Genomic DNA, 26,095 nt, shown 5'->3' with positions numbered 1-26,095 from the left:
ACCGCCTCAATCAGACCCATTTACAGGCTTATCCGGCCGATAGGTTCCCCATCTTCTATGCTTTACTGAATAACAGCGGATGTGATTCAGGAGAGAGAATGAAATTCAAGAAAAAGCTTGCGCGGGCATTGGCGCTTAACTCGTCTCTTGGGCGCAGTATCACTTTTTTTATGACCGGCCTGCTCATAGCGGGCGTTGTCACCTTTAGCTGGACACTGAGCCGCTCCTGGGAACGGGCAGTCCTGGATGCCGAACGCAGTGCCATTAACTTATCGGTTTCCCAGGCGCGGCAGGCGGAAGATACGATATTGCAGGCCGAACTGGTGCTGCGCGATGTTCGCCGTTCGCTGCCGGCAGAGGGTCTGACTGCGATTGATTTTAAACAGTTCGACCTTTATCTCGCCGAACTGAAAGATCGTCTGCCGCAGTTACACGGGCTGTTTATCTACGATCCGCAGGGCAATATGAAAGCCACTTCGTTTGGCAAAATCCCGGTGATCTCTAACAACAGCGACCGCGAATATTTCATTTATCATCGCCGCAATGGACACGGCGGCATTCATCTCGGGCATGTGATCCGCAGCCGTTCCACGGGCGATCTTATTATTCCGGTGTCGTTACGCATCAGCGACACCTCCGGCGCCTTTGCCGGTGTGCTGCTCGCTACGGTAAAAGTCGAGTATTTCCGCCATTTTTACAGCTTCTTTGAGTTGCAGAACCGCGATTTACTGGCCCTGCTGGACACCGACGGCACGGCGCTCTATGTGCGTCCTTACGGGGATGACATCATCAACCGCAACCTTTCCGCCAGCCCGTTATTCACCCGTGAACTGGCCAAAAAAGATCGCGGCAACGGCACCTGGGTTTCGGCTCTGGATCATGTTGAGCGCATATACGGTTTCGCCCGTCTTGAGCGTTATCCGCTGGTGGTGGCTGCCGGGTACGATAAACCTGCATTGTGGAACAGCTGGCTGCGCGACAGTCTGCCAGACATTGTCTTAAACGTGATGTTGCTGCTCGGTACGCTGCTGATGGGGGCAATAATTTTCCGCCAGGTGCGGCTGAATGTTCGCCATCAGACCGAACTCACTACCCTGCGGGATGAGCTGACCAGCATTAACCACACGCTGCAACTGATGGCGCTGGCCGACGGCCTGACCGGGCTGGCAAACCGCAGACAGTTTGATCTCTACTTATCGCAAAGCCTGAAAGCCTCGGCCCTGACGCAAAAACCGGTTTCGCTTATCATGATCGATATCGATTACTTTAAGCGTTACAACGACTTTTACGGCCATGTCGCCGGAGACAGTTGCCTGCGCATGGTGGGCGAAATCCTGCAACGGCTGAAGCTGCGCACGCATGATTTGATTGCCCGCTACGGTGGTGAGGAGTTCGCCATTATCATGCCGAACAGCAGCGCAGACGAAGCACTGGCGATTGCCCACGAGGCGGTCGCCCTGGTGCGCAATGCCAAAATCCCACACTCGCAAACAGGTGCGCAGCATGCCATTGTCACCATCAGTGCGGGCTGTTACAGCCTGATCGCCGATGCCGACTTTGATGATGCCATCCGCCTGAAAGAGGGGGCAGATAAGGCGTTGTATCAGGCAAAAATTCAGGGGCGCGACCGTGCGCTGGCCGCAGCCGGGGAGTGATCGCCAAGCGATTTGGTGAGGTAATGGCGCTGCATGCCCATCCGGGGATAACCTTCGAGCGTCATTTGGAGCTGATAGCCCAGTTTTTGATAGAAAGGCAAAGCCTGAAAACTGAAAGTATCGACCAGCGCATGATGGCAGCCAAGCGCTGTTGCCTCGGCGGCGGCACGTTGCATCAGTTCCCGGCCCAGCCCGTTGCCGCGCTGATCTTCATGCACCCACAAATAGTGAATGTTAAGCCATTCGCCCTCCTGGCGGGCAATCAGTCCGCCCTGCATGACACCGCAGTCATCATGAAAATAGACCGCCAGGTGCGCCCACTGACTGAGGTCGACAAACTGCTGGTTGTAACGCCGTAAGCCCCTGAATAACGCCTGTTGATCCTGCTCCGTCACTTCGTATTTAACCGTTAGTTCCATTCTAATTTTCCTTTAGATAGCGTTTTCCACTCATCTTAGCCCGGATAACGCAGAGCTTCGACTACCTTTAAAGACGGTAATCTACCCGCAAGGAGAAATAACAGTGAGCATGAAAACCAGTGATTTCTTTGTGCAGCGTCTGAAAGAATGGGGCGTGACTCGCATTTATGGTTATCCGGGCGACGGTATCAACGGCGTGCTTGGCGCGCTGCAACGGGCCAGTAAATCTGGCGAGGGTATTGAATTTATTCAGGTGCGCCACGAGGAGATGGCCGCGTTTATGGCGGTAGGGCATGCCAAATTCACCGGCGAGCTGGGCGTCTGTTTATCGACGGGCGGCCCTGGTGCGACGCATCTGCTTACCGGACTGTATGACGCCAAAATGGATCATGTGCCGGTGCTGGCCATCGCCGGACAGGCAGAAACCACCGCGCGCGGCGCCAGTTATCAGCAAGAGATGAACCTTGATCGTGTCTTCGCCGATGTGGCCAATTTTGTGCAGGAGGCCGCCACACCAGCTCAGGTTCGACACCTGGTGGATCGCGGGGTGCGCGTGGCGATTGCGCAAAACGGCGTTGGGGTGGTTATTATCCCGAAAGATGTGCAGGACGAAGCGTGGCAACCGCCGGAGCATGTACACGGGTTTACCCACTCTGGCGTGGGTTATCAGCCTCCGCGCGTGATCCCGCACGATGCCGATCTCGCACGTGCCGCCGCCGTACTCAACGCCGGGAAAAAAGTCGCCATCCTGATAGGTGCAGGGGCACGAAACGCGGCCGTCGAAGTGGTGCAGGCGGCCAATACGCTGGGAGCAGGCGTCGCCAAAGCACTGCTGGGCAAAGATGTGCTGCCGGATGACGCCCCCTTTGTCACCGGCGCGATTGGCTTACTGGGGACCGAGCCGTCATGGAAGTTAATGCAGCAATGCGACACGCTGTTGGTCATCGGCAGTGGTTTCCCGTGGACGGAGTTTCTCCCGCCGGAAGGCCAGGCGCGGGCCGTGCAGATTGATATCGATCCGGCGATGCTCGGTTTGCGTTACCCTTGTGAAGTGAATCTGCATGGCGATGCGGCAGAAACCCTGCGTGCTTTGCTGCCGCTGCTGGAGCACAAAACCGACCGTCACTGGCAGGAGGAGATTGCACGCCAGGTGCGCGACTGGTGGAAACAGATGGAACAACGCGCCATGGCACCCGCTAATCCGGTCAATCCGCAGCGCGTGGTGTGGGAAATGTCCCCCTTGTTGCCAGAGAACGCCATCGTCACGTCCGACTCCGGTTCCTGTGCCAACTGGTTTGCCCGTGATTACCGCGTGAAACAGGGGCAGCGGGCATCGCTCTCGGGCGGACTGGCCTGCATGGGGGCGGCGGTGCCTTATGCCATTGCCGCCAAATTTGCCGAGCCGGAGAAACCGGTGATAGCGCTGGTGGGGGATGGCGCCATGCAGATGAATAACATGGCTGAGTTGATCACGATCCAGAAATACTGGCAGCAGTGGCGCGATCCGCGGCTGATCGTCTGCGTCTTTAATAACCAGGATTTAAATCAGGTGACCTGGGAGCAACGCGTCATGGAAGGAGATCCGCGTTTTGAAGCCAGCCAGCAACTGCCGGATGTTCACTACGCCGAATTCGCCCGCTCACTGGGGCTGGAGGGGATTTTTGTAGATACCCCCGACGCGCTGGGGGATGCCTGGCGGCGGGCATTACAGGCCGACAGACCGGTGGTTCTTGAAGTGAAAACCGACCCGGAAGTGGCGCCATTGCCACCGCACATTACCTTCAAGCAGGCGAAGGCGTTTATGGCGGCGATGGCGAAAGGCGATCGCGGTGCCATGCAGGTGATTAGCGATACCGCCAGTCAGCTTTTTCATAAACCGAAGTAAAAAAAACCGGGCGTCTGTCGCCCGGTTCATTTCCCTCTGATGGCAAATCAGCGTTTTTGCAGGAACGCCAGCAGATCGTTGTTGAGCTGATCCTGATGGGTCACTGCAAAGCCGTGCGGGCCATTGTCATACACTTTCAACTCTGCGCCTTTAATCAGCTCTGCCGACAATTTGCCAGTCGCTTCAAACGGCACCACCTGATCGTTACTGCCATGAATGACCAGCGTCGGTACATCCACTTTTGCCACATCCTGGCGGAAGTCGGTTTCGGCAAAAGCAGTGACACAATCCAGCGTACCTTTCAGCGACGCCAGCAGGGCAATGTTTAGCGTTTGCGTCAGCACGCCCTCAGAGACTGTCTGCCCGGCATTGAGGCCGTAAAATGGCGTGGCGAAATCACTGATAAACTGCGCGCGATCTTTAAGCAGCCCGGCTTTAATGCCCTCGAACACACTCTGATCGACACCCTGTGGATGATCAGCCGTTTTGCCAAAAATGGGGGTCACCGCACCCAGCAGCACCAGGCCCGCAACGCGCGCGCTGCCATAGCGACCGATATAGCGGGTGACATCGCCGCCGCCCATAGAGAAGCCCACCAGCGTGACCTCCTGCAAATCCAGCGCGGTAATAAGATCGTTGATGTCAGAGGCAAACGTATCGTAATCATAACCGTTCCACGGCTGGTCAGAACGACCAAAACCACGGCGGTCAAAGGCAATAGCGCGGTAGCCGCGCTCAGCCAGAAAATTCAGCTGACTGTCCCACATATCGCCATCCAGCGGCCAGCCATGGCTGAAAAGTACCGGTTTACCCGCACCCCAATCTTTGTAATAAATCTGAGTACCATCCTGCGTTTTAATCGTGCTCATCTGTTTACCTCATTGTGTAGTGGGTTATTGCCATAAACGGACTCAACACCAGGCGCTATCAGATACCGGATCGCCGGCGGCTGCTCGCCCTGGTGGAACGCCAGCACTCGCGTCTGGATTAACCGGTCATTAACCGTGTGACGCTCATGCTGGCGTAAATGCTCAATCCATGATCCCATCAGCCAGGTTTCAACAAACACCCCCGGCTGGCGGATATCTTCGTACACTGCCCAACCCATTGCCCCCGTACGGCGGCGTACACGGCGCATCTCCAGTACGGCCTGCATAAACGGTTGCGCATCCTGCGGCCTGACCTGATATTCACAGGTCACCAGCACCGGTCCGCGCTCATGGGCAATGGCAAACTCGGTGATGCCTTCCGGCGGGCCGACAATATCGAGATTCAGCGCGGCATCTTTTTCCAGCCGCCAACGTAAAACTGTAGCAGCCCCCAGCACCATGCCCAGCGTCGCCGCACAAAGCGACCATGAAATCCCGTAGGCTGATGCCAGTTTTCCCCACACCGCACTGCCGACGGTCATCGAGCCGAAGAACACCGTCAGGTAGACGGCCAGTGCACGGGCTTTCACCCAGCGAGCCGCGCTACGCTGCGCGCCAACGTTCAGGGTCGACAACACCGCAATCCAGGCAAAACCGGTAAAAAATTCAAACAGATTGAGTAACCAGAAGTGGCGAATAAATGCCAGCGCCAGCATGGTCACAGCAAACAGCAGACTGGCGGCCACCATCATCTGGTCGGCATTCAGCCGCTTGCGCAGTTTCGGCAGCATCACCGCGCCGCAAATCGCGCCCAGCCCGATGCAGGCCAGCATGATCCCGTAGCCGCCAGGCCCGAGGCCCAGTTCACGCCGCGCCACCAGCGGCAACATCGCCCAGCCGGCACTGCCGAACAGAAAGAACGCCACGGTACGCGCCAGTACGTTACGCAGCACCGGTGCGGCATGCACATAGCGTAGCCCGCCGCGGATCGCGGTAAAAAAGTGCTCTGGCGGCAGGCGCTGGAGCGTGGCGGGAGGCCGCCAGCGGTGCAGTACATAACCCACGCCCAGCACCGACAGGGCATTAAGCAGAAAGACCATCCACGGGCCGGCAAATGAAAGCAACAACCCGCCGAGCGCCGGGCCAATGGCGCGGCTGATATTAATGCCCAGCGAATTGAGGGCGATGGCCGGGCTGAGCTGCTGTTTATCCACCAGATCCGGCACGATTGCCTGAAAAGCCGGGGAGCTGAGCGCCGCCCCTGTGCTGAGCAGAAAAGTGGCCGTCAGCAATACCTCAGGCGTCACATGGCCGGTAAACGAAAGGAGCGCCAGACCGGCCGCCGCGCAGAAAGTCCAGATTTGCGAAAACAGCAGGATCTTGCGCCGCTCGACAATGTCTGCCAGTACGCCCGCGGGCAGCACAAACAGGAACATCGGCAGGCTACTGGCCGCCTGAACCAGGGCCACAGCCAGCGGATCGGCGCTCAGGGAGAGCATGGTCCAGTTGACACCGATATCGCTCATCCATGAGCCGATATTGGAAACCACCGTTGCTGTCCACAGCATACGAAAAACGCGTTGTTGCAGTGGTTGCCAGGCCGAAGCTGATGGTGTATCGCCGTGCTCAGGTGACACTGTCACGGCTGCATGCAGTTCATTTTGCTGTGTCATGCCATCGCTCCTTTCGCTTTTGCGGGCAGGCTTACGCGCCAGCGGCCCGCTCCGGTTAACGCCAGGGTGGTGAAGATGATCAAGAGCAGCCAGCCGAATTGGCCGTCAGCTATCGACCAGTCGGCATGCACCACCAGCATGGCAACCAGCAACACCCCGATGATGGGCAGGCAAGCCAGCCGCGTCCCGATCCCGAGGAGAATAAACAGTGGGCAGATCACTTCGGCCAGGATCGCGGGTAGCAGACTCATCCACGGCCCCAGTCCAAAGGGATCTTCAATACGCATAAGCTCGGTGCTGAAGTGCAGCACTTTCGGCAGGCCGTGCACATACAGCAACAACAGACTGCCGCTCAGGCGTAGAAAAAACAGCCCCGCGTCGATACGGGGCGCAAAAGGGGAAGTTGATGTTTTCATGATGTCAGAACGCAAAGCAGCTACAGCCAAGAGCACCCCAGAACGCGTTCTCGTCTGAGACAGGCATTGCAGAACCGCGGGCAATGTCGTGCTGATGAACGTGTACCCCACATGGCCCGGAACAGTGGTGAACGCCTGCCGCTTGACCAACACGCGCAGCCTGCGGGGGGGCGCTGCGATAATGCCCCGGAACGGTGACCACTGGCGACCAATCGGGCAGCACCGGTATGGCAGGCGGTGCCAGCGGACCGAACGCGCCTGCGGCATAGACGATGTCGCCGTTTACCACGGTCAGCACAGACTCAATGCCTTTGATTTCCTCTTCCGGCACACGGAAGTAGTCTTTGCTCAGTACCGCCAGGTCCGCCAGTTGCCCCGCTTTGATCTGGCCTTTTTTCCCTTGTTCGCTGGAGAACCAGGCGCTGCCTTGCGTCCACAACAGCAGGGCGGTGTCGCGATCAAGCCGGGCCCGGTGATCATACATCTGCATGCCGCCCACGGTGCGGCCAGAAACCAGCCAGTAGAGCGCCGTCCACGGGTTATAGCTGGCGACTCGGGTGGCATCCGTTCCGAGACCGACGGGCAATCCGGCTTCCAGCATACGTGCTACTGGCGGTGTCTGTTGGGTCGCCTGCTGGCCGTAGCGTTCCGCGAAATACTCCCCCTGGAAGGCCATACGGTGTTGAACTGCAATGCCGCCGCCAAGGGCTTTCACACGGTCAATATTGGCTTCGGTAATCGTCTCCGCATGGTCGAAGAACCAGTGCAGACCATTAAACGGGATGTCGCGGTTGACCTTCTCAAACACATCCAGCATCCGGCTGATGGACTCGTTATAGGTCGCATGGAGACGAAATGGCCAGCGGTGCTCCACCAGATGGCGCACCACACGCTCCAGCTCCGCTTCCATGCCGGGTGCCAGGTCCGGACGCGGCTCCAGAAAATCTTCGAAATCCGCTGCGGAGAAAACCAGCATTTCCCCTGCGCCATTGTGGCGGAAGAAGTCGCTACCCTGACCCGGCGTCAGCATATCGGTCCATTTTTCAAAGTCTTCCAGTTCATGACCGGGGCGTTGGGTAAACAGGTTATAAGCAATGCGGATAGTCATCTGTTTTTTGCCGTGAAGTTCCGCAATCACTTCGTAATCTTCCGGGTAGTTCTGGAAGCCGCCGCCCGCATCGATCGCGCTGGTCAGCCCAAGGCGGTTCAGCTCGCGCATAAACTGGCGGGTTGAGTTAACCTGCTGCTCCAGCGGGAGTTTGGGGCCTTTGGCCAGTGTGGCATACAGGATCATGGCATTCGGTCGGGCGATCAACATACCGGTCGGGTTACCGTTGCTGTCACGCTGGATTTCACCACCGGGCGGGTTTGGCGTATCGCGGGTATAGCCAACGGCTTTCAATGCGGCACGGTTGAGCAGGGCGCGATCGTACAAATGCAGGATGAAGACCGGGGTATCCGGTGCGGCATCATTGATTTCGTCGAGAGTAGGCATGCGGCGCTCGGCAAACTGAAACTCCGTCCAGCCACCTACCACACGTACCCATTGTGGTGACGGGGTGCGCAGCGCCTGCTCTTTAAGCATACGCAGCGCATCGGCCAGCGAGGGCACGCCTTCCCAGCGCAGTTCGAGGTTGTAATTCAGACCACCCCGGATCAGGTGGAGGTGAGAGTCGTTAAGACCCGGGATGGCGGTATGGCCTTGCAGGTCAACAATTTTCGTCCGCTCGCCCTGATACGCCATCGCCTCGGCGGCGCTCCCCACTTTAACAAACTTGCCATCGCGAATGGCAACCGCATCCGCAAGGGGGTTTTCCCGGTCGACGGTGTGAAACTGGCCGTTAAGTAATATCAGTTCTGCGTGTGTGAGCGAATCCATAATTCCTCCAGTCTGGCGGCCCGCAATGGCCGGGTAAGCTTCTGGAGTGATTATGGCGAGTGTCGCAAAGCGCCGGATAGTTGTACCAAAGTATAGGTATACGAAAGGATAGTTATACCATCAGATAATAGTTTTGCCGCCGGGGGTTTCCTACGATGCAGCCAACGATAGCGATGACCCGTCGTTTGCTGTCTGAACGTAGCGATCTTCACTTTAACCTCTATGGGTACTGATATGACAACCTCGAAGCTTGAAGTCCTGACCCCGGCTAACTGTCAGCTGATTTTTATCGATCATCAGCCGCAAATGGCATTTGGCGTCCAGTCTATTGACCGTCAGGTGCTGAAAAACAACACCGTCGCGCTGGCAAAAGCCGCCAGGGTTTTCTCTATTCCGACAATCATTACGACAGTGGAAACCGAAAGCTTCTCCGGCAACACCTATCCAGAGCTGCTGGATGTGTTCCCCGAGCAGGATATTCTGGAACGCACGTCAATGAACTCCTGGGACGATCAGAAAGTACGCGATGCGCTGGCGGCGAACGGTAAGCGCAAAGTCGTGGTTTCCGGCCTGTGGACAGAAGTGTGCAACAACAGCTTTGCACTCTGCGCCATGCTGGAAGGCGATTACGAAATTTACATGGTCGCGGATGCATCCGGCGGCACCTCAAAAGAGGCTCATGACTATGCCATGCAGCGCATGATCCAGGCGGGCGTGATCCCGGTAACCTGGCAACAGGTAATGCTGGAATGGCAGCGTGACTGGGCGCACCGCGACACCTACGATGCGGTAATGAACATTGTCAAAGAGCATTCCGGCGCTTACGGAATGGGAGTGGATTACGCCTATACCATGGTGCACAAAGCGCCTGCCCGCGCCAAAGCAGGGCATCGGACGCTGGCACCCGTTCCGGCACGTTAACCCGCCAGCCGATCGGTACTGCCGGTCGGCTTCTTTCATTTAATGGCAGGAGAAGACCATGCACACTGGACTGATTTCCCTCGCTGCAGGCGTGCTGATTGGCGTGGTTTACGCGCTGCTGAAGGTACGCTCGCCCGCGCCGCCCGCCATTGCACTGGTTGGCCTGCTCGGTATGGTGCTCGGTGAGCAACTTGTCGCCACACTCCTCAGCCACGCCAGTGCAGGGTAACCCTATGAAATCCTGGATTGTCTCACTCCTTGTCGGTGTTCTGGCAGGGGGGATTTATGCTTTACTGGGTGTTCACTCTCCTGCGCCGCCGGGGATTGCGCTGCTGGGGCTGCTTGGCATGCTGCTGGGGGAACAACTCGTTCCGGCGCTCCGCAGGTTGCTTGCCCGCCAGCCGCTCACGCTGGCGTGGTTTCGCCATGAGTGTGTACCGAAAATCAGCGGTGCGCCGCAACCTGAACGCTCAGACACGCCGCCGCACTAGCGCTTCCTGCCGCCAGAGGATAACGAATGACGCTTTCACGGCGTATTGCCATTGTTGATGATGAACCGTCCGTGCGCAGCGGATTAAGCAACCTGCTGCAATCCGATGGCTACGCCACGCTGACGTTTGACTCTGCCGAGGCCTTTCTCAATGACGGTCTGGCACAACAGGAAGCGGTGCTGATCATTGCGGACATCAAACTCAAAGGGATGAGTGGCGCGGCATTGTTTGACGCGCTGCAACACCGACCCTCACCGCCGCCGGTGATCTTTATCTCTGGCCACGATGATGAAACCTGGCAACGGTACGCGGGGAAACCTGGCGCCGTTGCTTTTTTACGCAAACCTCTCGACATTGAGATCCTGCTTGCCCATATTGAGCGCGTACTGACGCAGCGTGAGGAAAAGCCATGAGCGGAACTGAGCAGCATCCGTTGTGGCCTCTTTCCGGCGAAGGTGAGGAGGGGCAGCCGGTTACGCTACAGGCAGATGCCAGCTATACGCCGCTGGCACAGGAAGGGTGCATTGTCTGGATGAATGTACGCCATCCCTGGACGCGCGATGCGTATATTCTGGCGACCGCCGTCAGCGACGATACGGAACCCCGCGCCAGCCAGCTGCTTAAAAACGAGTACGCGCTGCGCCCACATCTGGACAGCACCTGGGCGGTAAAGCCCGTCGCCAGCACGCAGTATCATGGGCGTTACGCGCTGGTTTATCCTGCCTTTCCTTTTCAGCCGCTGACCCGCATTACCGCTCAGCCGATGGCCTGTATTGCCAGTTGGCTTGATCTGGCCATTCACATTTGCGCGCCACTGCGCCAGATGCATCAACAGAATCTGATCCACGGCGACATTAAACCGGGCAATATCTTTCCTGGTGACACGCACTGCCGGCTCGGGGGCTTTGGTTTGTCATCCAGCACCGCTGGCGAGCTGGCGCAGACCTGGCTGCCATTATCCGGCGGCACGCTGGCGTATATGTCGCCTGAGCACACCACCCGCACACACCGTGCGGTAGACAGCCGCAGCGATCTCTATAGCCTCGGTATTGTCTTTTATGAATTGCTGACAGGCGTTCTGCCGTTCGATCTCCGTGAAGGCGGGCAGGCAGAGTGGACGTTGCACCATATCGCTTCGGAGCCATCGCCGCCGCATGCGGTACGGAAAGAGGTGCCGCCGATGTTGTCAGCCATCGTACTGAAGCTGTTGGCTAAATCGCCGGAAAAACGTTACCAGAGTATCGACGGACTGATTGCCGATCTGCGTCGTTGCCAGGCCACACTGACGCCAGAAGGCACGCTCGTTGATTTTACCCCGGGTTTGCAGGATCGCCCGGTAGCACTGCATTTTGCCGATACACTCTACCGCGCCCATCCACAGGCCAGCGAACTGGTCGCCGCGCTGGAAGAGGTCAATCAAAGCGGCAGGCCAATGCTGGTGACACTGAGTGGGCCATCAGGGATTGGCAAGTCATCGCTGATGGCCTCGGCGCTGAAAGTGTTTCAACAGCGATCCACACTGATTGCACTGGGCAAGGTCGAGCAGTCTTCGCAGGTGGTTCCGTTGGGGGTGCTGAGCGCGGCGTTCCGCTCCCTGGCGCTACACCTGCTGGGCTTACCGGCAGAAGAGGTGGCGCGCTGGAAATCACGCCTGAGCAGCGCGCTGGCAGGGTACGAGAATCTGGCCGTCGGCCTCGCACCGGAACTGGGACTGCTGATCGACAGCCAGCCCGCACTGTTTGTTGACACCTTTTCGCTGGATGCCCGTGCACGCTTCAACCATATGGTGCTGTGCCTGGTCAACGTCTTTGCCACGCCTGGCTGCCCGCTGGTGCTATTCATTGATAATCTGCACTGGCTTGATGACGCCAGTATGCAGTTACTGGAATACCTGCTGCGGTACAGCAGTGGACTGCCGCTGTTACTGGTGGTTTCCCACCGCGATTTGCCCTCACTGCAGGATGAGAAGTTTGCGGCCGCGTTAACCCGCCTGCGCGAAGCGGCCCGCCACACGGTAGAGTGCCTGCCGCAGCCGTTATCGACGAAAGCCGTCTCTCGCTGGCTGGCAGCGATCTTTCAGACACGGCCTGCGACGATTGGCGATCTGGCAAAACTGATCCACGAAAAAACCGGCGGTAACCCGCTGTTTGTCCATCAATTCTTCAAGCGCATCGTCGAAGACGGGCTGGTCAGCCACAACCACTATCAGGGGAAATGGCAGTACGATTTGCCGGCCATTCGCGCCCGGCATTACAGCGAGAACGTAATAAGCCTGGTGCTGCAGCAACTGCCGTCTATGCCGTCACAAACGCGAGCGCTACTCGGTACGCTCGCCTGCCTGGGCAATACCGGCGGGCTGGCGCTGATAAGCGAGGTTTCCGGTCTGTCTCCGGCGGCGATCCGCCTGAACCTGCACCCGGCGGTGGCGGTCCAACTGATCACGCTGAACGCAGAAGATTATGCTTTTCCTCATGAACGCATTCAGCAAGCCGCCGTCGCACTGCTGGAACCCGCTGAGCGCAGCCAGTTACACCTTACCACCGCCTGCCTGCTGGCCGGTTCTGCCCGGCAGGCAGCAGGCAATGAAGTGCTGTTCCGCGCCATTCACCATGTCACGGCAGCGAAGGACTGCATTCAGACGCCAGAACAACGGCGCATGTTCAGCGAGCTGAGTCAGGACGCGGCTCGGCGCGCCAAACATACCGGCGATTACCGTTCCGCGCTGTCCTATCTTCAGACAGCACGTCAGCTACGCAACGATGGCGATCCGCTTTTTGTGCTGGAACTGCAACAGGCAGAGTGCGAATTCTTGCTCGGGCATCTCGCGACAGCCCGAAGTCTGTGTGAGACGCTGCTGGCCTCGCCCGGAGGCTTAACCGAAAAGGCGCTGGCGGCGAATTTGCTGGCAGAAGTACATATCCGTCAGTCTCATTATCAACTGGCGCTGGAGACGACGCTCTGCTGGTTGTCTGTCTTCGGTATTCATCTCAATCGCTGGCCGGAGCGCGAAGAGTGCGATGACGCCAGGCAGCACATCCAGGCATTACTGGGCGACCACCCTATCAATCCGTTTATCACGTTGCCGTGTATGAACCACCGTGAAACCGGTGCGTTAATGAATTTGCTGGCCAGTGCCGCGCTTTATGCCAGTTTTATCTGCCCGAGACTGCACTTTTTGCTGATCTGCCAGATGCTGCAGCTGACGCTGGAGCGGGGGCTGACAGGTGCGTCTACCTCTGCGCTGGCCTGGTTTGGCGTGCTGATCGGCGAGCGTTACGGCGAGTACGAGCTGGGTTTTCAGTACGGCACGCTGGCACAGGAGTTGGTGGCGCGACACGGTTTGCACGACTATGCCGCCAAAACACTGATGCCGCTCGGCAGGATCAGCGTCTGGGTGCAACCGCTGTCACGCAGTGTTGAGTATGCGAAAAATTGTTTCACCGCCGCCGTCGCACATGGTGATCTGACCATTGCCTGTTTTGCCGCATTTCGCCAGGTGATCAACAGCCTCAGCCGGGGAGATCATCTTGACAGTGTGCTGACCCTGATTGAACGCGGGCTGACATTTGTGCGCCAGACCCGATATCAGGACATGGACACGGTGCTTCTGTTACAACGTCACTTCGTTGAGTTCCTGCGCCAGCCATCGGACATCTTCAGCGGTGAATCGGTCCTGCCAGAGACGCTGCTGCCCGCCACGCCGCCCGCCACCATGTTGTTCTGGTACTGGCTGTATCGCGGCATGGCGCATTTTTTTGCCGGAGAATATACCCGCGCCGAACACTGCCTGCTTGAATCCGGCAAACATGCCTGGTCCGCGCCCGGCCATATCAATCTGCTTGATTATCATCTCTACAGTGCGCTGTCGATCGCCATGCAACTGACACCAGATACGTTCTCTGCCGGGCACCGCCAGAGGCTGAACACGCATTACAACAAAATTGCCCACTGGGCACGGGTAAACCCCGGTACCTTCAGTGATAAAGAGGCGCTGGTGTACGCAGAAATTGTGCGCCTCGATGGCATGAACAGCATTGCCCTGGCACAGTACGAGAAGGCGATTAAGCTCTCACGCGAGGGTGGCTTTAACCCCAGCAATGCGCTGTCTCATGAGCTGGCGGGGCGGTTTGCGCTGGCCTGCGGTTACCATACCGCGGCGGATGCCCATTTTCGCGGGGCAATAGCCGCCTGGGGACGCGCCGGTGCGCAGGCGAAAGTACGCCAGCTTGAGCAGGAACATCCGCATTTGTTTACCCCTGCGGAAAGCACGCCCTACGACACCATCGCTTTTGCGCAAAATGAAGAGATCCGCGATCTGCAAAGCATTATTAAAGCGTCGCGGGCATTGTCAGAAGAGATTAACCTGGCGCGGCTGATCCATATTCTGATGACCATGTTACTGGAGCGGGCGGGGGCACAGCGTGGGCTGCTAATCCGCGTTCTTGATGACAATACCCCGGAAATCGAAGCCAGCGCGCACACCAGCAATGAAGGTGTGCGGGTGCGGGTCATGAAAGAGATGCCGATGGCAACCGATCTGCCGTTGTCTGTACTGGCGGCGGTGATCCGCACCGGGCAGGAGATCCGCACCGGCAGGCCGGAAGAGTACAGCCCTTTTAGCCAGGATCCTTATTTGCTGACATCCGGCGCGGCGGTAATGTGCGTGCCCATGTTTAAGCAGGCGCGGCTGGTGGGGGTGCTCTATCTGGAAAACCGTCTGATGCCCGAGGTGTTTACAGCGGAGCATTCTCGCGTGGTGAACCTGCTGGGAGCACATGCCGCCGTCTCGCTGGAAACCGCACGGCTGTATGCGGAACTGCTGGAGGAGAACATCCAGCGCCGACGGGTAGAAAAGGAGCTACGCGCCAGTCAGACATCGCTGATGCTTGGCGAGCAGATCAGCCATACCGGCACCTGGCGTTGGGAAATGGAGCAGGATTTGATGCATGTCTCGGAGGAGTATGCGCGCATTCTCGGCCTGCCGGAGCAACAGAAACTGATTTCGATGGCGGAGTTCCTGACGTTTGTGCACCCGGATGATCACGCCCGTATCAGTGAGGTGATCACCCGCAGTGTGGCGGATGGACTGACGATGCAGGACGAGTTTCGCATTATCCGTACCGATGGCGAATGCCGCTATCTGCTCGGCATTGGCGATCCCGTACGCGTTGGCCAGGAGGTGGATGAGTATTTCGGCACCATTACCGATATTACCGCCCAGCGGCAGAGCGAAGATGCGGTTCGCGTGGCGCAGGCCGAACTGGCCCGGGTATCACGGGCAACAACGGTCGGGCAGTTGACTTCATCCATCGCCCATGAGATCAACCAGCCGCTGATGTCGATCGTCGCCAATGCCGGTGCCAGCCTGCGCTGGCTTAATCGCGAGCCGCTGCCCCTTGAAAATGTGCGTGCCGGGCTGACAGAAATCATCAGCGAAGGGCAACGGGCAGGCGAGGTGATCCGCAGCCTGCAGTCGCTGACGCGCAGGCAGCCCCCGGTGTTTGAAGCGGTCGATTTGCACTTCCTGCTGCGGCATATTCTGACCCTCTCCCGCAGCGAACTGGAGCGCCGGAACGTCACCGTGGAGTATCAACTCCATGCGCACAATAGCGTGGTTCACGGTGACAGCGTGCAGATCCAGCAGGTGTTACTCAATTTGGTGATGAACGCGGTGGAAGCGATGGCCGAGGTGGATTCACGCCCGCGTGTCCTGACCCTTTCCACCCTGAACCCACAGGCAGAAAGGGTAAGCTGCCAGATTGCTGATACCGGTAGCGGCCTGGATGCAGAAGTCCAGGCGCGGCTGTTCGAGTCGTTCTATACCACCAAAGCCCAGGGTATGGGAATGGGGCTGACAATCAGTCATGCGATCATTGAGCGGCATAAAGGCAGGCTCACGGCGCAGGCCAGAGAGCCTTTCGGGAGTGTGTTTGCCTTTGATTTGCCCGTTGCGGGCGTTTAACGACTGCGGGAGCGGCTAATTTGCAGTGTTCCCGCAGCGTGCACCAAATCGGCCAGCGAGCGGGCCTGCATTTTGTCCATTACCCGGCGGCGATGTACTTTGACGGTGATTTCGCTCACACCGAGCTCGGCGGCAATTTGCTTGTTCAGCAGACCATTAATCGCCAGTTCAAACACTTCCTGTTCGCGGGGTGTCAGCGACTGGTGGCGCTGCCGGAGCGCAAAGTGTTCCTGCTGCTGCACAAACTCTTCCGCTGCGACAGTGAGCGCATCCGCCACCGCCGCCAGTAAAAGCTCCGGCTCCACCGGTTTGGTCAAAAACTCCCGTGCGCCTGCTTTCATGGCCCGGACAGTCAACGGAATGGTGCCATAACCAGTAAGAAAAATGATCGGCAGGGTGCGCCCGCGATCTTTCAGCACGCCGGTGACATCAAAGCCGTCTATGCCCGGCATATTAAGGTCGAGGATCAAACAGGAGGGTGCCGACGGAACAGAGGCCTGCGGGTGCGAAAGAAACGCATCGGCATTGGGGAAATCAACGGACGGGTAACCTTCAGATTCCAGCAACCGGACAATGGATTGTCTGACGGCGTTATCATCATCGACAACATATACGATAGGTTCCATCATCAGCCTCGGAGTAGGTCGGGGTAGCGTGCACGCCCCCGTCAGATATGCGGATAATACTGATAACATAAAAATTAATAGGAAGAAACGTCCTCGATTTCCACATTAACTGTGTGATTTTCATCAAATTGCCACTAACGTGCCCGATGCCGGTTACGCATTTTTGACACGGCTTAACTTTCATATGGAATTTGCGTTAAAAAACCAAATGTTGCGTATATTTTAACCAGAAATTTCATAGTTGTTATATTGTAAACCATTGAAAGAGCATGCTGGTTGACAATATCCCCTAAAAAAATTCAGAACAATTGCAAAACAAAACGGTATGGTTGAGGGGAAAAAACCCCCAATCAATAAGGAGCCTCAATGCACATCCGACGGGCCACAACTGAAGAAGCCGAAAGCCTCTGGCAGATCCGCAATGTCGCCATTCGCCACGGTTGCCAGGGGGTTTACGCCCCGGAAGTGATTGCCGCATGGACGCCCGATACTATGCCGGAAGGCTATCGCAGCGAGGTGGCGCGTTTTCCGTTTTATGTGGCTGTCGACGCAAATAACCAGCCAGTCGCCAGTGGCTACCTTGATCTCGGCGCCCGCAGCATCGAGGCGATTTTTACCCTGCCGCAGTGGGGTGGAAAAGGGCTGGCGACCCAAATCATCGCCGTGCTTAAAGAAGAAGCCCGCCAGCGCGATTTTACCCGTCTGACGCTTTCCGCCACACCCAATGCCTGCACCTTTTATCAAAAACGCGGTTTTACGGTGATTCAAGAGGCGTTTCACCGCTCGGCGATGGCGAAGAGCGATTTGCGCTGTTTTGAGATGGTGTGCGAGTTATAAATAGCGTGCCCGCCTGACACGTGCCAGGCGGGTTATTTTCAGGAGAATCACAATGTCGGAGATTAAAACGCTCACGACCACAGAAATTTACCGTAATCGATGGATGCGCCTGCGCGAAGATCGCATTTTGCGGGCAGACGGTAACGAAGGGGTCTATTCGGTTGTCGAGAAAGCGGATTTTGTGGTGATTATTGCCCTGCAGGATGGCGGCGTCTTTGTGGTGGAGCAATTCCGCTATCCCTTGCAGTTACGCACCATTGAGTTGCCACAGGGGGCATGGGAGTGCGCGCCAGATGAAGATCCGCGGCGTGTCGCCGCAGGAGAGTTAAAAGAAGAAACCGGGCTGGTGGCCGGGAAAATGACCCAGGTCGGCTATCAAAAACTGGCGCAAGGATACTCCAGCCAGGGTTATCACATTTTCCTTGCCGAAGAGCTGACTCACGAGCAACAGGATCTGGATTTGGAAGAGGTCGGACTGACGGCCCGTAAAATCCCTTTCGCCGAATTTGAAGCACTTATTCGCGACGGTAAAATCAGCGACGCCACCTCAGTCACCGCGTGGTTACTGGCAAAACTGAAGGGAATGATCCCCTGAGGCCTTTGCCAGTTTACCCCCCGGGTTCTGGTTTCGTTTTATGTCGCTCTTTAATAAAGAAGGCAAACGCCGGGGAGTAACCGCGCAGCACCCAGCGCGCCAGCGCTTTATTCTCGGCTTCGCTTTCATAAGGCCAGTAATCAAACACATACCCTTGTTCTTTCAGCAAATAGCGTAACTGAAAGAACGAGGTGATCTTGCGGTAGGGATCGTTTTTTGTCACCCGCACCAGGTTCCACATATCGTCCGGCACCTGCGCGGGCGTGCCATGCGACATAATCAGTTGCGGGATCGTCGGGGCGACCCCGGCTTTACGCAGATAACGCCAGAAATATTCCGACTCGCCGGAGACATCGACCAGCTTGCCGCCTCGCACGCGCGCATGGCCATATTGCTTCATGTAGTCGAGGGTTTTTTCTGTTTCCAGCCACACCAATTGCGACATGTTGTCGACCATAACAGGCACGGTTTCCAGCACCCGAACAGGGCGATGCAGCCGCGTCCATTCAGCACCTTTTCCTGCCATATGCTGGGCAAAGCGCCTGTCAACAAACGTCGTGGAGCCGACGTAATAACAGCCATCTTCCAGTTCCAGTGCATAGAGGTAATATTTCTTGCGCCCCATTATTGTTCCTTCATAACCTGTATCAATGGCAATAAATGTTATATTTTTTAACTTAACGTTTTAATTCAACGATGAAAACCCGACAACACACGAGGTGTTTGTGACTCATCCTGCCGCCAAAGCGATCCTCTCGCTGTATCAACGCCACGCGGAGGCGTTTGCCCGCCAGCGTTCGCGTACACTTTTTGAAAAACCCTGGCTGGATAAATTCACCGCAATCATAGGCAACAGGGGCAGTATTCTTGATATCGGCTGCGGCAATGGCCAGCCCATCGCAGAATATTTTATTGCCCAGGGATTCACATTAACCGGTGTGGATGGTGCCAGCGCCATGCTGGCACGCGCTCGCGCCCGTTTTCCTCATCAACGCTGGTTACAACAGGATATGCGGCAACTGGCGTTAAACGACACCTTCGATGGCCTGATTGCCTGGGACAGTTTTTTCCATCTGTCGCAGCAGGATCAACGCGGGATGTTCGACATTTTTGCCCGCCACAGCCATGCCGGGAGCGCCTTGATGTTTACCAGCGGCCCCGCCGATGGCATTGCGATGGGCCAGTTTGAAGGTGAACCTTTGTTTCACGCCAGCCTGGCGCCAGAAGCGTACCGGTCACAGCTGACGGCCGCAGGTTTTGACGTTGTGGACGCCGTACTGAACGATCCCGCGTGCGCTGGCCATTCCGTCTGGCTGGCTCAACGCACCCACTGAGCGGTGACAACAGGGATTTATTGCCCGCGCGACTGGCGGATACGACTGAGGCTGAAGAGGATCGCCAGCAGGGTGGTGGCCGCCGCCAGCCATAATCCGACGCTGACCGCGTGCGCCTCCTGTGCACGGGTAGCTGATTGCGTCGTCAGCGACAGGATCACGCCAATCAATGCCGTACCCAGCGACTGACCAAAGGTGCGCATAATCGCCAGCACTCCCGAAGCATAGCCGCTTTGTTCACGCGGCACATTGCCCAGCATTTCGCGGTTATTCGGGCTTTGAAAACACCCAAAACCAACGCCACAGAGCAGGCCGCGCAGCGTGATGTCCCACATTTGCGGGTGGTCAGGCATCTGCGCCAGCAAGCAAAGCCCAGCGGCAAACAGGCCTAAACCCACGGTAGAGATAATGGCGGGGGGGTAACGATCGGCCAGACGCCCGGCATGCGGCGCCACGAGAATAATGCCCACCGGCCAGGCCGTGAACAGCAGTGCGGCGGTGAACGCACTGTAACCATAAACGCTCTGGAACAGAAACGGCAGGGCGACAAAGGTCATGCCCTGGCTGACAAAGGAAGCCAGAGAAGTTAACGCCGCCAGCGTAAAACGCGCCGAGGCAAACAGCGTCAGCGGCAGCAGCGGGTGCGGCGCACGTTGTTGGCGACGAATAAAGGCCAGCGCACAGACGGCAGCGATCGCGCCGTACAGGGCCGCATGAAGCAACGGTTCCGGGCGTGCGAAGGCACTGGAAGTCATGATCACCGCTCCCAGCATCATGGCCGACAGCACCGCGCCGGGAATATCAAACTCTCCGCGTACAGCATTCGCCTGCCCCGGGATCACACGCAATGCCAGCAGCAGCGCAACCAGACCAAGCGGAATATTGATGGCAAACAACCACGGCCAGCTCAGCGTCGCCAGCAACGTGCCGGCAAGCACCGGCGAGAGTGCCGTCACCGAGGCAATCAACAACGCGTTGATTCCCAGAATGCGGCCTAATACCCGGTGGGGAAATACAGAACGCAGGATCGCCGGCGCAATACTGAGCGTCGCTGCGCCGCCCACGCCTTGTAGCAAACGCATGGTGACCAGCATCGGTAACGAAACAGAGAGTGCGCAGCCCAGCGATGCCAGTGTAAAGAGGGCCAGCCCGGCCGCAAACAACGCGCGGAAACCGGTGCGGGCTGCCAGCGCCGCGAAGATAGCCAGTGTCATTGCCGCAGAGAGTAAGTAACCGTTGGCGACCCATACGGCGTCGCTCGCGCTGACCTGCAACGCATGCGCCATTTGCGGCAGTGCAATGTTAACCATCGAACCATCAAAAACAGCCATAGTGGTGCTGATCATCACGGTGAGCATGGCCTGGGCGCGTTCGCGTCCGGGTAAGCCTTCATCGCCAGGCTCGTGGGTGAATAACGTCATGGTTTTCTCGCTGAGTGTAGAGAAGTGAAGTGTTGCGATAACTATAATTTCGCGCAAGATAAGGCGGAAGGCGCATCGATTGCATTTATACCCTGCAGCAAACGCCACCTCTCAATCGTCAGGCGAGAAACATAACCTTATGAACGAACCCGATCTTAATTTGCTGTTTGCCCTTGATGTGCTGCTGGCTGAACGCAGCGTTGCCGCCGCCGCTCGCCGGCTTGGCCTGAGCGCCTCGGCGATGAGCCGCACCTTGAGTCGCCTGCGTGAAACCACCGGCGATCCATTGTTAGTGCGGGCAGGGCGCAATATGGTGTTAACGCCCTGGGCCGAAGCGGTTCGCGCCCGCACGCAGAGTGCACTTTTTGAAGCGCGTTCGTTACTGCGCCCGACGCCGCCCAGTCTGGATATCACGACGCTGGAACAGCTGTTTACAATTCGCGCTAACGACGGCTTTGTAGCGGCATTTGGCCCGGCCCTGATTGCTGAAGCGGCTCGCATTGCGCCCGGCGTGCGGCTGTGCTTTTTGCCAAAGCCTGAAAAAACTGACAAACCGCTGCGCGAGGGCATTGTTGATCTTGAAATTGGCGTACTGGGGGAGATGGGGCCAGAGATTCGCCTGCAGGCACTGTTCCGCGATCGGTTTGTCGGCATTGTCAGAAACGGGCACCCACTGGCGCAGATTAAAACGGTCACGCCGCAAGACTATGTCGCTTACGATCATGTCGTGGCGTCGCGGCGTGGCTTGCTCAGCGGCCCGGTGGATGAAGGGCTGGCGGAAATGGGGTTAACACGCCGGATTGTTGCATCCGTGCCAGGATTCCCTGCGGCGCTCTCCGTGGCGCAATCTACAGATCTGGTGGCGTTGATCCCGGCCTCTTTTCTGGTTAACCAGCCTGCCGCGAGCGCTTTTCACGTTTTTCAGTTGCCGGTAAAAACCCCCGGCATCACCGTATCGCAATTGTGGCACCCGCGCACCGAAGCCGATGTCGCGCAGCGCTGGTTGCGGCAGTTTGTACGTGATGTCTGCCACCGCCTGATGCCGCAATAAGAGACAGGGTTTAGCGTTTGCGCGTGACGGCGGGGCGGTGCTCTTTACGCCGTTCGGCGTTGATTTGCCTGCGCCAGAGATGGTTATGCAGGCAAAAAGCCATGGTGCGGTAAAACATCGCGGAATTAAGACACAGCACGCTACAGACACTAAAAATAAGCCCCAGTGCGGCAGTAACAAGGTGGGTATAATTAATTCCCGTTGCCGGAAGCCAGGAAATAACCGCCGCGATAAAGTTTACCACCGAGCCCAACGCGGTGAGCGTAGTAATAATGAGAAACACCTTAAACGCCCTAATATATCCTTTGGCCGTGAATAGCGTAGCGGCATAAGTGATAAGGATATACACCAGCGCCGCCGGTAAGATGCCGGCAAAAACTTTGTATTCCGGCCAGCCTTGCCAGGCGAATATCAGCGTCCATAACGGCACCTGCCACATCATATAACTGAACAGTGTAAATAGCGTGCTGCCAGAGAGCGGCAGAGCCATGGTCTGCAATCCTACTGGCCCCCCAGCGCGATCCAGTAACCTATCGCGCAGCGAATCCAGTTTATCGGTGTTATCTGTCTGTTTTTGTTTGTCGACAATCATGCCGAGCACGAGGCTTTTTTTAATGTTTTTCATCGTCGCGTTCGCCGTTACGTCCTGTAAATAAGCAACAGTGTAATATCACAGACCGATAAAAGGGACCGCCTTCTTCCGATACTACCTGTTATGGGTACCTGAATTTCATTTTTTACCCGCGTTGCCATCTCGTTTTGTGGGCAGCTGCAAAACGGGCCTCCGATATGGGGAATCACTTAAGAATAATCTGAATAGAAGACTTTTTTATTTTCCCAGACAGATACATTTATCACTGAAATAACGAGTGCGAGTATTATCAGCGCAACGGCTAAGTAAAGGTGTTTGTTACTTTTTTAAGGCATTGCGGAGCAAAAAATGGGACTTCCTGTATCAGGTCTGGCATCAACCTATTCAGACTATTTTGTGAATAAAATGACGGCAAGTGGTGATATTTACACACATGCAGGGTTTACCGCAGCGTTATTACCCCGCGAACGCTGGCGTGATGTGCCGCTGGGAACCAAACTCAAGCTGACCTATCAGGGGCGTGCCGTGATCGTCAAAGTAAACGATCGCGGTGCCGGTGATGGTTCAATTGCGCGTGTCCTTGATTTAAGCCGTGCGGCTTACGCTACGCTGACCGGGCTGCCGCTCAGTGCCATAACGGACAAAACGGCAGGGATCATCAACCTGCAATCCATTGTTATTGTGCCACCTAACTCTGCACTGGGGCCGGTATCAAAATGAATAAAAAGAACATGTTACGTTTAGCGGGCGCGTTAACTAGCCTGATTGTTTTTGCCAGCCCGGCAGCGGAGAAAGCCCCGGATGTGGTCAACCAACTGATGGCTTCACCGGTGCGTAATCTCAGCCAGGCAGACAACGACGCCGACGGCGCTCAGCGTTGGGTTGCCTGGGAAGAGGGCACCATTGATGCCCGATCTTCACATCTTGCGCTGTATGAAAAAAACACTAACGGCAACATTCAGCCTGTATGGTCGACTGCATGGCCGGATGCCTGGGCACCGTCGCTGCTGATGTTGCAAGAGTGGCGCTGGCATGATCGCCCGTTGCTTGCCGTGACGTTGCAATTTGGCGCAGCGGCAGAACAGGTGGATATTTACGGTCTGGATGAGAAGCAGCGTCCGCAACGGCTGGCGGAAAAAACCGCCGCCACGATTGGCTGGAAAATTTCCGCTTCCGGGCAGCGTTTACTGGTGCTGTATGAGGCTAAACCGACGGTGTTGAAAGCAACATGTTATGGCTGGCAGGAGAACACACTGGCGGTGCAATCCTGCGATAAGTGAAATAAAGGGGAGGGTGCGTATGCGGCTGGCTTCTTACAATGTTGAGAACTTATTTGATCGTGCAAAAGCAATGAACCAGCAGGACTGGTCTGCCGGTAAGCCGATTCTGGAGAAATTCGCGGCTTTGAATGCCTTGCTCGGGGAGTTGACCTACACCGCCGAAATGAAGCAAAAAATGGTGGTGTTGATGAACGAACTGGGACTGCGTAAGTCCGACACCGGCCCCTTTGTTATTTTACGCCGCAATCGCGGCAAGCTTCTGACCCGTCCGCAAGACGGCAGCGACATCAGGATTATCGCAGACGGTCGCGCGGATTGGGTTGGTTCTCTGGAGCTACGATCCGCACCGGTTGATGAAGTCGCCATGCTATTAACGGCCCAGGTGATGATTGATCTGCAGGCGGATATTCTGGCAGTCGTCGAAGCAGAAAGCCGCCCGGCGCTGCAAGCCTTTAACAATGAAATCCTGCCAGCACGCAACGGAAAACCCTTCGAACATGTGATGGTCATTGATGGCAATGATGAGCGGGGCATTGATGTTGGGTTGATGACCGCCAGGGCATTTCCCATCGATACCATCCGCAGTCATGTGGACGACAAAGATCGGTCGGGCGCACTGATCTTTTCCCGTGACTGTCCGGAATTTGCCATCCCGCTGAAGAGCGGAGAAACCCTTCACATCCTGGTTAACCACCTAAAAAGCAAAGGCTTTGGGACGCAAAGTAGTTCTGATGCAAGGCGCAAAGCGCAAGCGGAACGGGTGAAAGCCATTTATCAGCAACGCAGCAAAGAAGGCGAGGCGCTGATCGCCATTATGGGCGATTTTAATGACACGCCAGACAGCACTACACTGGCTCCCTTGCTGAAAGACACCGATTTACAGGATATTTTTACCCATCCCGCATTTGATAATGGCGGCTACCCTGGAACCTGGGGCAGTTGCACTGCGAACAACAAGATTGACTATATTTTGCTCTCGCCAGCGTTATGGAAAAAGGTGAAGCAAGGCGGCGTCTTTCGTAAAGGGATGTGGCCCGGCGTGCGACCGGCCAAGTGGGAAACTTACCCGGAACTGAAAAAACCGGTTAATGCAGGGTCCGATCATGCCGCGGTGTGGGTGGAACTGGACCTCTGAATCAGCCGTAACCTAAAGATGGAATGTGTATGACGATTCACGTTTGTGTTCCTGATGATTATCAATGCGTTACAGTAAATATTCCCTGCCTGCAAGACAGCGGAAATTACCATTTTTCGGTGCTGGACGACCTGAATCACGATCCCAGAGCAGCCCACGTACTCCCCACAGCGCAGGCGCTAATATTGATTCGTGAACGCACGCAAGTGGATGCGGCGTTCCTGCAGACCATGCCGCAACTCCGGTTAATCAGCCAGACGGGTAAAGTGGCGCGCAATATTGATATTGACGCCTGTACCCGCGCCGGGGTGGCGGTGGTTGAAGGCGTCGGGTCGCCGGTTGCACCTGCCGAATTAACCTGGTTGTTGATCATGGCGTCCCGCAGGAAGTTCATTGCTGCGGTGGACGCCATGCGTGCGGGCCAGTGGCAGGCTGAGCTGGGGCGCTGCGTGCATAAACAATCCCTGGGTATTCTCGGTTACGGCAAAATCGGCAAGCTCATTGCTTCTTATGCGAAAGCATTCGGCATGCAGGTGCAGGTTTGGGGCAGTGAACGGGCACAGGAGGAGGCGAGGCAGGATGGTTTTGCCGTGCCCACGAGCCGCGAGTGCTTCTTTGCTACAAGTGACGTTGTCACTATTCATCAGCGTTTGGTCGCCGCCACAGAGGCGAATATTACGTTAGCGGACCTGTCACTGATGAAAACGGACGCGTTATTTGTCAATACCAGCCGGGCGGAACTGGTTGCGCCAGGAGCGCTATATAAAGCATTGCAGAGTGGCAGGCCTGGTTTTGCCGCGCTGGATGTCTTTGAGCAGGAGCCTGTTTACGATCCGACGCATCCTTTATTACAGCTGCCGAATGTGTTGTGCACGCCACACCTGGGCTATGTGGAGCAGGAAAGCTACACGTTATATTTCGAAACGGCATTCCGCAATATTGAACGATTTTTTGCCGGCGACATGACACAGGTGATCAATCCCGCGGCGATTCATCAACATCAGTGAACCAGGGAGTAAGCGCGTTGAGCACCAGATTAAATTTACGGGATCGG

24 protein-coding genes are annotated in these 26,095 nt (G+C 56.7%); 15 read left to right on the top strand and 9 right to left on the bottom strand.

Annotated elements, in window-relative coordinates; translation table 11 throughout:
- Positions 1 to 98: 98 nt before the first annotated feature.
- Entirely contained in the window at positions 99 to 1,655 is a 1,557-nt protein-coding gene (locus RTX30_RS02230; RefSeq protein ID WP_312686373.1) for a sensor domain-containing diguanylate cyclase, read from the top strand.
- On the opposite strand, the gene RTX30_RS02225 is transcribed toward RTX30_RS02230, so the two are convergent.
- Positions 1,616 to 2,074 (bottom strand): GNAT family N-acetyltransferase, encoded by a 459-nt coding sequence (locus tag RTX30_RS02225; protein ID WP_312686371.1) that lies wholly within the window; start codon positions 2,072 to 2,074, stop codon positions 1,616 to 1,618. The genes RTX30_RS02230 and RTX30_RS02225 overlap by 40 nt on opposite strands.
- Before the next feature lie 103 nt (positions 2,075 to 2,177).
- Here RTX30_RS02225 and RTX30_RS02220 point away from each other — a divergent pair, with 103 nt between their 5' ends.
- The gene (locus RTX30_RS02220; RefSeq protein WP_312686369.1) at positions 2,178 to 3,959 is read left to right on the top strand and encodes a thiamine pyrophosphate-requiring protein; all 1,782 of its coding nucleotides are present in this window, start codon (positions 2,178 to 2,180) and stop codon (positions 3,957 to 3,959) included.
- A 47-nt stretch (positions 3,960 to 4,006) separates the two neighbouring features.
- Here RTX30_RS02220 and RTX30_RS02215 read toward each other — a convergent pair whose 3' ends face one another.
- Genes RTX30_RS02215 through RTX30_RS02200 form a run of 4 tightly spaced genes read right to left on the bottom strand, consistent with a single transcriptional unit; the run spans position 4,007 to position 8,796 of the window.
- Positions 4,007 to 4,828, bottom strand: coding sequence for an alpha/beta hydrolase (locus RTX30_RS02215; RefSeq protein WP_312686367.1), 822 nt, complete (start codon positions 4,826 to 4,828; stop codon positions 4,007 to 4,009).
- Entirely contained in the window at positions 4,825 to 6,501 is a 1,677-nt protein-coding gene (locus tag RTX30_RS02210; RefSeq protein ID WP_312686366.1) for an MFS transporter, read from the bottom strand. Before RTX30_RS02210 ends, RTX30_RS02215 begins: the two co-directional genes overlap by 4 nt.
- Entirely contained in the window at positions 6,498 to 6,917 is a 420-nt protein-coding gene (locus RTX30_RS02205) for a DoxX family protein (protein WP_312686364.1), read from the bottom strand. The genes RTX30_RS02210 and RTX30_RS02205 overlap by 4 nt, the downstream gene beginning before the upstream one ends.
- Before the next feature lie 4 nt (positions 6,918 to 6,921).
- On the bottom strand, positions 6,922 to 8,796 hold the full coding sequence (locus RTX30_RS02200; protein WP_312686362.1) for an amidohydrolase: 1,875 nt from the start codon (positions 8,794 to 8,796) through the stop codon (positions 6,922 to 6,924).
- A 234-nt stretch (positions 8,797 to 9,030) separates the two neighbouring features.
- Between RTX30_RS02200 and RTX30_RS02195 the strand changes: the two genes are divergently transcribed.
- Genes RTX30_RS02195 through RTX30_RS02175 form a run of 5 tightly spaced genes read left to right on the top strand, consistent with a single transcriptional unit; the run spans position 9,031 to position 16,170 of the window.
- A complete protein-coding gene (locus tag RTX30_RS02195) occupies positions 9,031 to 9,717 on the top strand; it encodes a hydrolase (protein ID WP_312686360.1) in 687 nt (228 codons plus the stop codon).
- A gap of 58 nt (positions 9,718 to 9,775) precedes the next feature.
- Complete coding sequence (locus tag RTX30_RS02190; protein WP_312686359.1) at positions 9,776 to 9,946, top strand: DUF1427 family protein; 171 nt, start codon at positions 9,776 to 9,778, stop codon at positions 9,944 to 9,946.
- 4 nt (positions 9,947 to 9,950) lie between these two features.
- Positions 9,951 to 10,208: a DUF1427 family protein gene (locus RTX30_RS02185; RefSeq protein ID WP_312686357.1), complete on the top strand. Its 258-nt coding sequence runs from the start codon at positions 9,951 to 9,953 to the stop codon at positions 10,206 to 10,208.
- Between the two features lie 26 nt (positions 10,209 to 10,234).
- Entirely contained in the window at positions 10,235 to 10,621 is a 387-nt protein-coding gene (locus tag RTX30_RS02180; RefSeq protein WP_312686355.1) for a response regulator, read from the top strand.
- A complete protein-coding gene (locus tag RTX30_RS02175) occupies positions 10,618 to 16,170 on the top strand; it encodes an AAA family ATPase (RefSeq protein ID WP_312686353.1) in 5,553 nt (1,850 codons plus the stop codon). Before RTX30_RS02180 ends, RTX30_RS02175 begins: the two co-directional genes overlap by 4 nt.
- On the opposite strand, the gene RTX30_RS02170 is transcribed toward RTX30_RS02175, so the two are convergent.
- Entirely contained in the window at positions 16,167 to 16,796 is a 630-nt protein-coding gene (locus RTX30_RS02170; RefSeq protein ID WP_312686813.1) for a response regulator, read from the bottom strand. The two genes, RTX30_RS02175 and RTX30_RS02170, sit on opposite strands and share 4 nt — an antisense overlap.
- A gap of 366 nt (positions 16,797 to 17,162) precedes the next feature.
- On the opposite strand from RTX30_RS02170, the gene RTX30_RS02165 reads away from it, so the two are divergent.
- Complete coding sequence (locus tag RTX30_RS02165; protein WP_312686351.1) at positions 17,163 to 17,633, top strand: GNAT family N-acetyltransferase; 471 nt, start codon at positions 17,163 to 17,165, stop codon at positions 17,631 to 17,633.
- Between the two features lie 52 nt (positions 17,634 to 17,685).
- The gene (locus RTX30_RS02160; protein ID WP_312686349.1) at positions 17,686 to 18,228 is read left to right on the top strand and encodes an NUDIX hydrolase; all 543 of its coding nucleotides are present in this window, start codon (positions 17,686 to 17,688) and stop codon (positions 18,226 to 18,228) included.
- 13 nt (positions 18,229 to 18,241) lie between these two features.
- Here the strand turns inward: RTX30_RS02160 and RTX30_RS02155 are convergent, their stop codons facing one another.
- Positions 18,242 to 18,853 carry a GIY-YIG nuclease family protein gene (locus RTX30_RS02155; protein ID WP_312686347.1) on the bottom strand — a complete coding sequence of 204 codons (612 nt, stop codon included), beginning with the start codon at positions 18,851 to 18,853 and terminating at the stop codon, positions 18,242 to 18,244.
- A gap of 100 nt (positions 18,854 to 18,953) precedes the next feature.
- Between RTX30_RS02155 and RTX30_RS02150 the strand changes: the two genes are divergently transcribed.
- Positions 18,954 to 19,562 carry a class I SAM-dependent methyltransferase gene (locus RTX30_RS02150; protein WP_312686345.1) on the top strand — a complete coding sequence of 203 codons (609 nt, stop codon included), beginning with the start codon at positions 18,954 to 18,956 and terminating at the stop codon, positions 19,560 to 19,562.
- A gap of 17 nt (positions 19,563 to 19,579) precedes the next feature.
- Here RTX30_RS02150 and RTX30_RS02145 read toward each other — a convergent pair whose 3' ends face one another.
- Positions 19,580 to 20,983: an MFS transporter gene (locus RTX30_RS02145; protein ID WP_312686342.1), complete on the bottom strand. Its 1,404-nt coding sequence runs from the start codon at positions 20,981 to 20,983 to the stop codon at positions 19,580 to 19,582.
- A 139-nt stretch (positions 20,984 to 21,122) separates the two neighbouring features.
- Between RTX30_RS02145 and RTX30_RS02140 the strand changes: the two genes are divergently transcribed.
- A complete protein-coding gene (locus RTX30_RS02140; RefSeq protein WP_312686340.1) occupies positions 21,123 to 22,034 on the top strand; it encodes a LysR family transcriptional regulator in 912 nt (303 codons plus the stop codon).
- 10 nt (positions 22,035 to 22,044) lie between these two features.
- Here the strand turns inward: RTX30_RS02140 and RTX30_RS02135 are convergent, their stop codons facing one another.
- Complete coding sequence (locus RTX30_RS02135) at positions 22,045 to 22,659, bottom strand: hypothetical protein (RefSeq protein WP_312686338.1); 615 nt, start codon at positions 22,657 to 22,659, stop codon at positions 22,045 to 22,047.
- 315 nt (positions 22,660 to 22,974) lie between these two features.
- Between RTX30_RS02135 and RTX30_RS02130 the strand changes: the two genes are divergently transcribed.
- The 4 genes from RTX30_RS02130 to RTX30_RS02115 are packed head-to-tail and all read left to right on the top strand — an operon-like array spanning position 22,975 to position 26,048.
- Complete coding sequence (locus tag RTX30_RS02130) at positions 22,975 to 23,346, top strand: septal ring lytic transglycosylase RlpA family protein (protein WP_312686336.1); 372 nt, start codon at positions 22,975 to 22,977, stop codon at positions 23,344 to 23,346.
- Entirely contained in the window at positions 23,343 to 23,906 is a 564-nt protein-coding gene (locus RTX30_RS02125) for a hypothetical protein (protein ID WP_312686334.1), read from the top strand. The genes RTX30_RS02130 and RTX30_RS02125 overlap by 4 nt, the downstream gene beginning before the upstream one ends.
- A 19-nt stretch (positions 23,907 to 23,925) precedes the next feature.
- Positions 23,926 to 25,041, top strand: a complete 1,116-nt coding sequence (locus RTX30_RS02120; RefSeq protein ID WP_312686333.1) for an endonuclease/exonuclease/phosphatase family protein — start codon at positions 23,926 to 23,928, stop codon at positions 25,039 to 25,041.
- A gap of 29 nt (positions 25,042 to 25,070) precedes the next feature.
- The gene (locus RTX30_RS02115; protein WP_312686331.1) at positions 25,071 to 26,048 is read left to right on the top strand and encodes a D-2-hydroxyacid dehydrogenase family protein; all 978 of its coding nucleotides are present in this window, start codon (positions 25,071 to 25,073) and stop codon (positions 26,046 to 26,048) included.
- The last annotated feature ends 47 nt before the right edge of the window (positions 26,049 to 26,095 follow it).

The sequence above is a fragment of the Kosakonia sp. genome, from assembly GCF_032052965.1.
Taxonomy (GTDB): Bacteria; Pseudomonadota; Gammaproteobacteria; order Enterobacterales; family Enterobacteriaceae; genus Kosakonia.
The sequence above is the reverse complement of the archived record's forward strand: the minus strand, read 5'-3'. Positions and strand labels throughout refer to the sequence as shown.

Excerpts from the sequence above, each read along its gene's own strand:
- RTX30_RS02140 (WP_312686340.1), top strand. The coding sequence starts at position 21,123 with ATGAACGAACCCGATCTTAATTTGCTGTTTGCCCTTGATGTGCTGCTG.
- RTX30_RS02115 (WP_312686331.1), top strand. The coding sequence starts at position 25,071 with ATGACGATTCACGTTTGTGTTCCTGATGATTATCAATGCGTTACAGTA.
- RTX30_RS02170 (WP_312686813.1), bottom strand. The coding sequence starts at position 16,796 with ATGGAACCTATCGTATATGTTGTCGATGATGATAACGCCGTCAGACAA.
- RTX30_RS02160 (WP_312686349.1), top strand. The coding sequence starts at position 17,686 with ATGTCGGAGATTAAAACGCTCACGACCACAGAAATTTACCGTAATCGA.
- RTX30_RS02165 (WP_312686351.1), top strand. The coding sequence starts at position 17,163 with ATGCACATCCGACGGGCCACAACTGAAGAAGCCGAAAGCCTCTGGCAG.
- RTX30_RS02210 (WP_312686366.1), bottom strand. The coding sequence starts at position 6,501 with ATGACACAGCAAAATGAACTGCATGCAGCCGTGACAGTGTCACCTGAG.
- RTX30_RS02200 (WP_312686362.1), bottom strand. The coding sequence starts at position 8,796 with ATGGATTCGCTCACACACGCAGAACTGATATTACTTAACGGCCAGTTT.
- RTX30_RS02155 (WP_312686347.1), bottom strand. The coding sequence starts at position 18,853 with ATGGGGCGCAAGAAATATTACCTCTATGCACTGGAACTGGAAGATGGC.
- RTX30_RS02225 (WP_312686371.1), bottom strand. The coding sequence starts at position 2,074 with ATGGAACTAACGGTTAAATACGAAGTGACGGAGCAGGATCAACAGGCG.
- RTX30_RS02190 (WP_312686359.1), top strand. The coding sequence starts at position 9,776 with ATGCACACTGGACTGATTTCCCTCGCTGCAGGCGTGCTGATTGGCGTG.
- RTX30_RS02135 (WP_312686338.1), bottom strand. The coding sequence starts at position 22,659 with ATGAAAAACATTAAAAAAAGCCTCGTGCTCGGCATGATTGTCGACAAA.
- RTX30_RS02120 (WP_312686333.1), top strand. The coding sequence starts at position 23,926 with ATGCGGCTGGCTTCTTACAATGTTGAGAACTTATTTGATCGTGCAAAA.
- RTX30_RS02230 (WP_312686373.1), top strand. The coding sequence starts at position 99 with ATGAAATTCAAGAAAAAGCTTGCGCGGGCATTGGCGCTTAACTCGTCT.
- RTX30_RS02185 (WP_312686357.1), top strand. The coding sequence starts at position 9,951 with ATGAAATCCTGGATTGTCTCACTCCTTGTCGGTGTTCTGGCAGGGGGG.
- RTX30_RS02205 (WP_312686364.1), bottom strand. The coding sequence starts at position 6,917 with ATGAAAACATCAACTTCCCCTTTTGCGCCCCGTATCGACGCGGGGCTG.
- RTX30_RS02130 (WP_312686336.1), top strand. The coding sequence starts at position 22,975 with ATGGGACTTCCTGTATCAGGTCTGGCATCAACCTATTCAGACTATTTT.
- RTX30_RS02195 (WP_312686360.1), top strand. The coding sequence starts at position 9,031 with ATGACAACCTCGAAGCTTGAAGTCCTGACCCCGGCTAACTGTCAGCTG.
- RTX30_RS02125 (WP_312686334.1), top strand. The coding sequence starts at position 23,343 with ATGAATAAAAAGAACATGTTACGTTTAGCGGGCGCGTTAACTAGCCTG.
- RTX30_RS02175 (WP_312686353.1), top strand. The coding sequence starts at position 10,618 with ATGAGCGGAACTGAGCAGCATCCGTTGTGGCCTCTTTCCGGCGAAGGT.
- RTX30_RS02180 (WP_312686355.1), top strand. The coding sequence starts at position 10,235 with ATGACGCTTTCACGGCGTATTGCCATTGTTGATGATGAACCGTCCGTG.
- RTX30_RS02145 (WP_312686342.1), bottom strand. The coding sequence starts at position 20,983 with ATGACGTTATTCACCCACGAGCCTGGCGATGAAGGCTTACCCGGACGC.
- RTX30_RS02215 (WP_312686367.1), bottom strand. The coding sequence starts at position 4,828 with ATGAGCACGATTAAAACGCAGGATGGTACTCAGATTTATTACAAAGAT.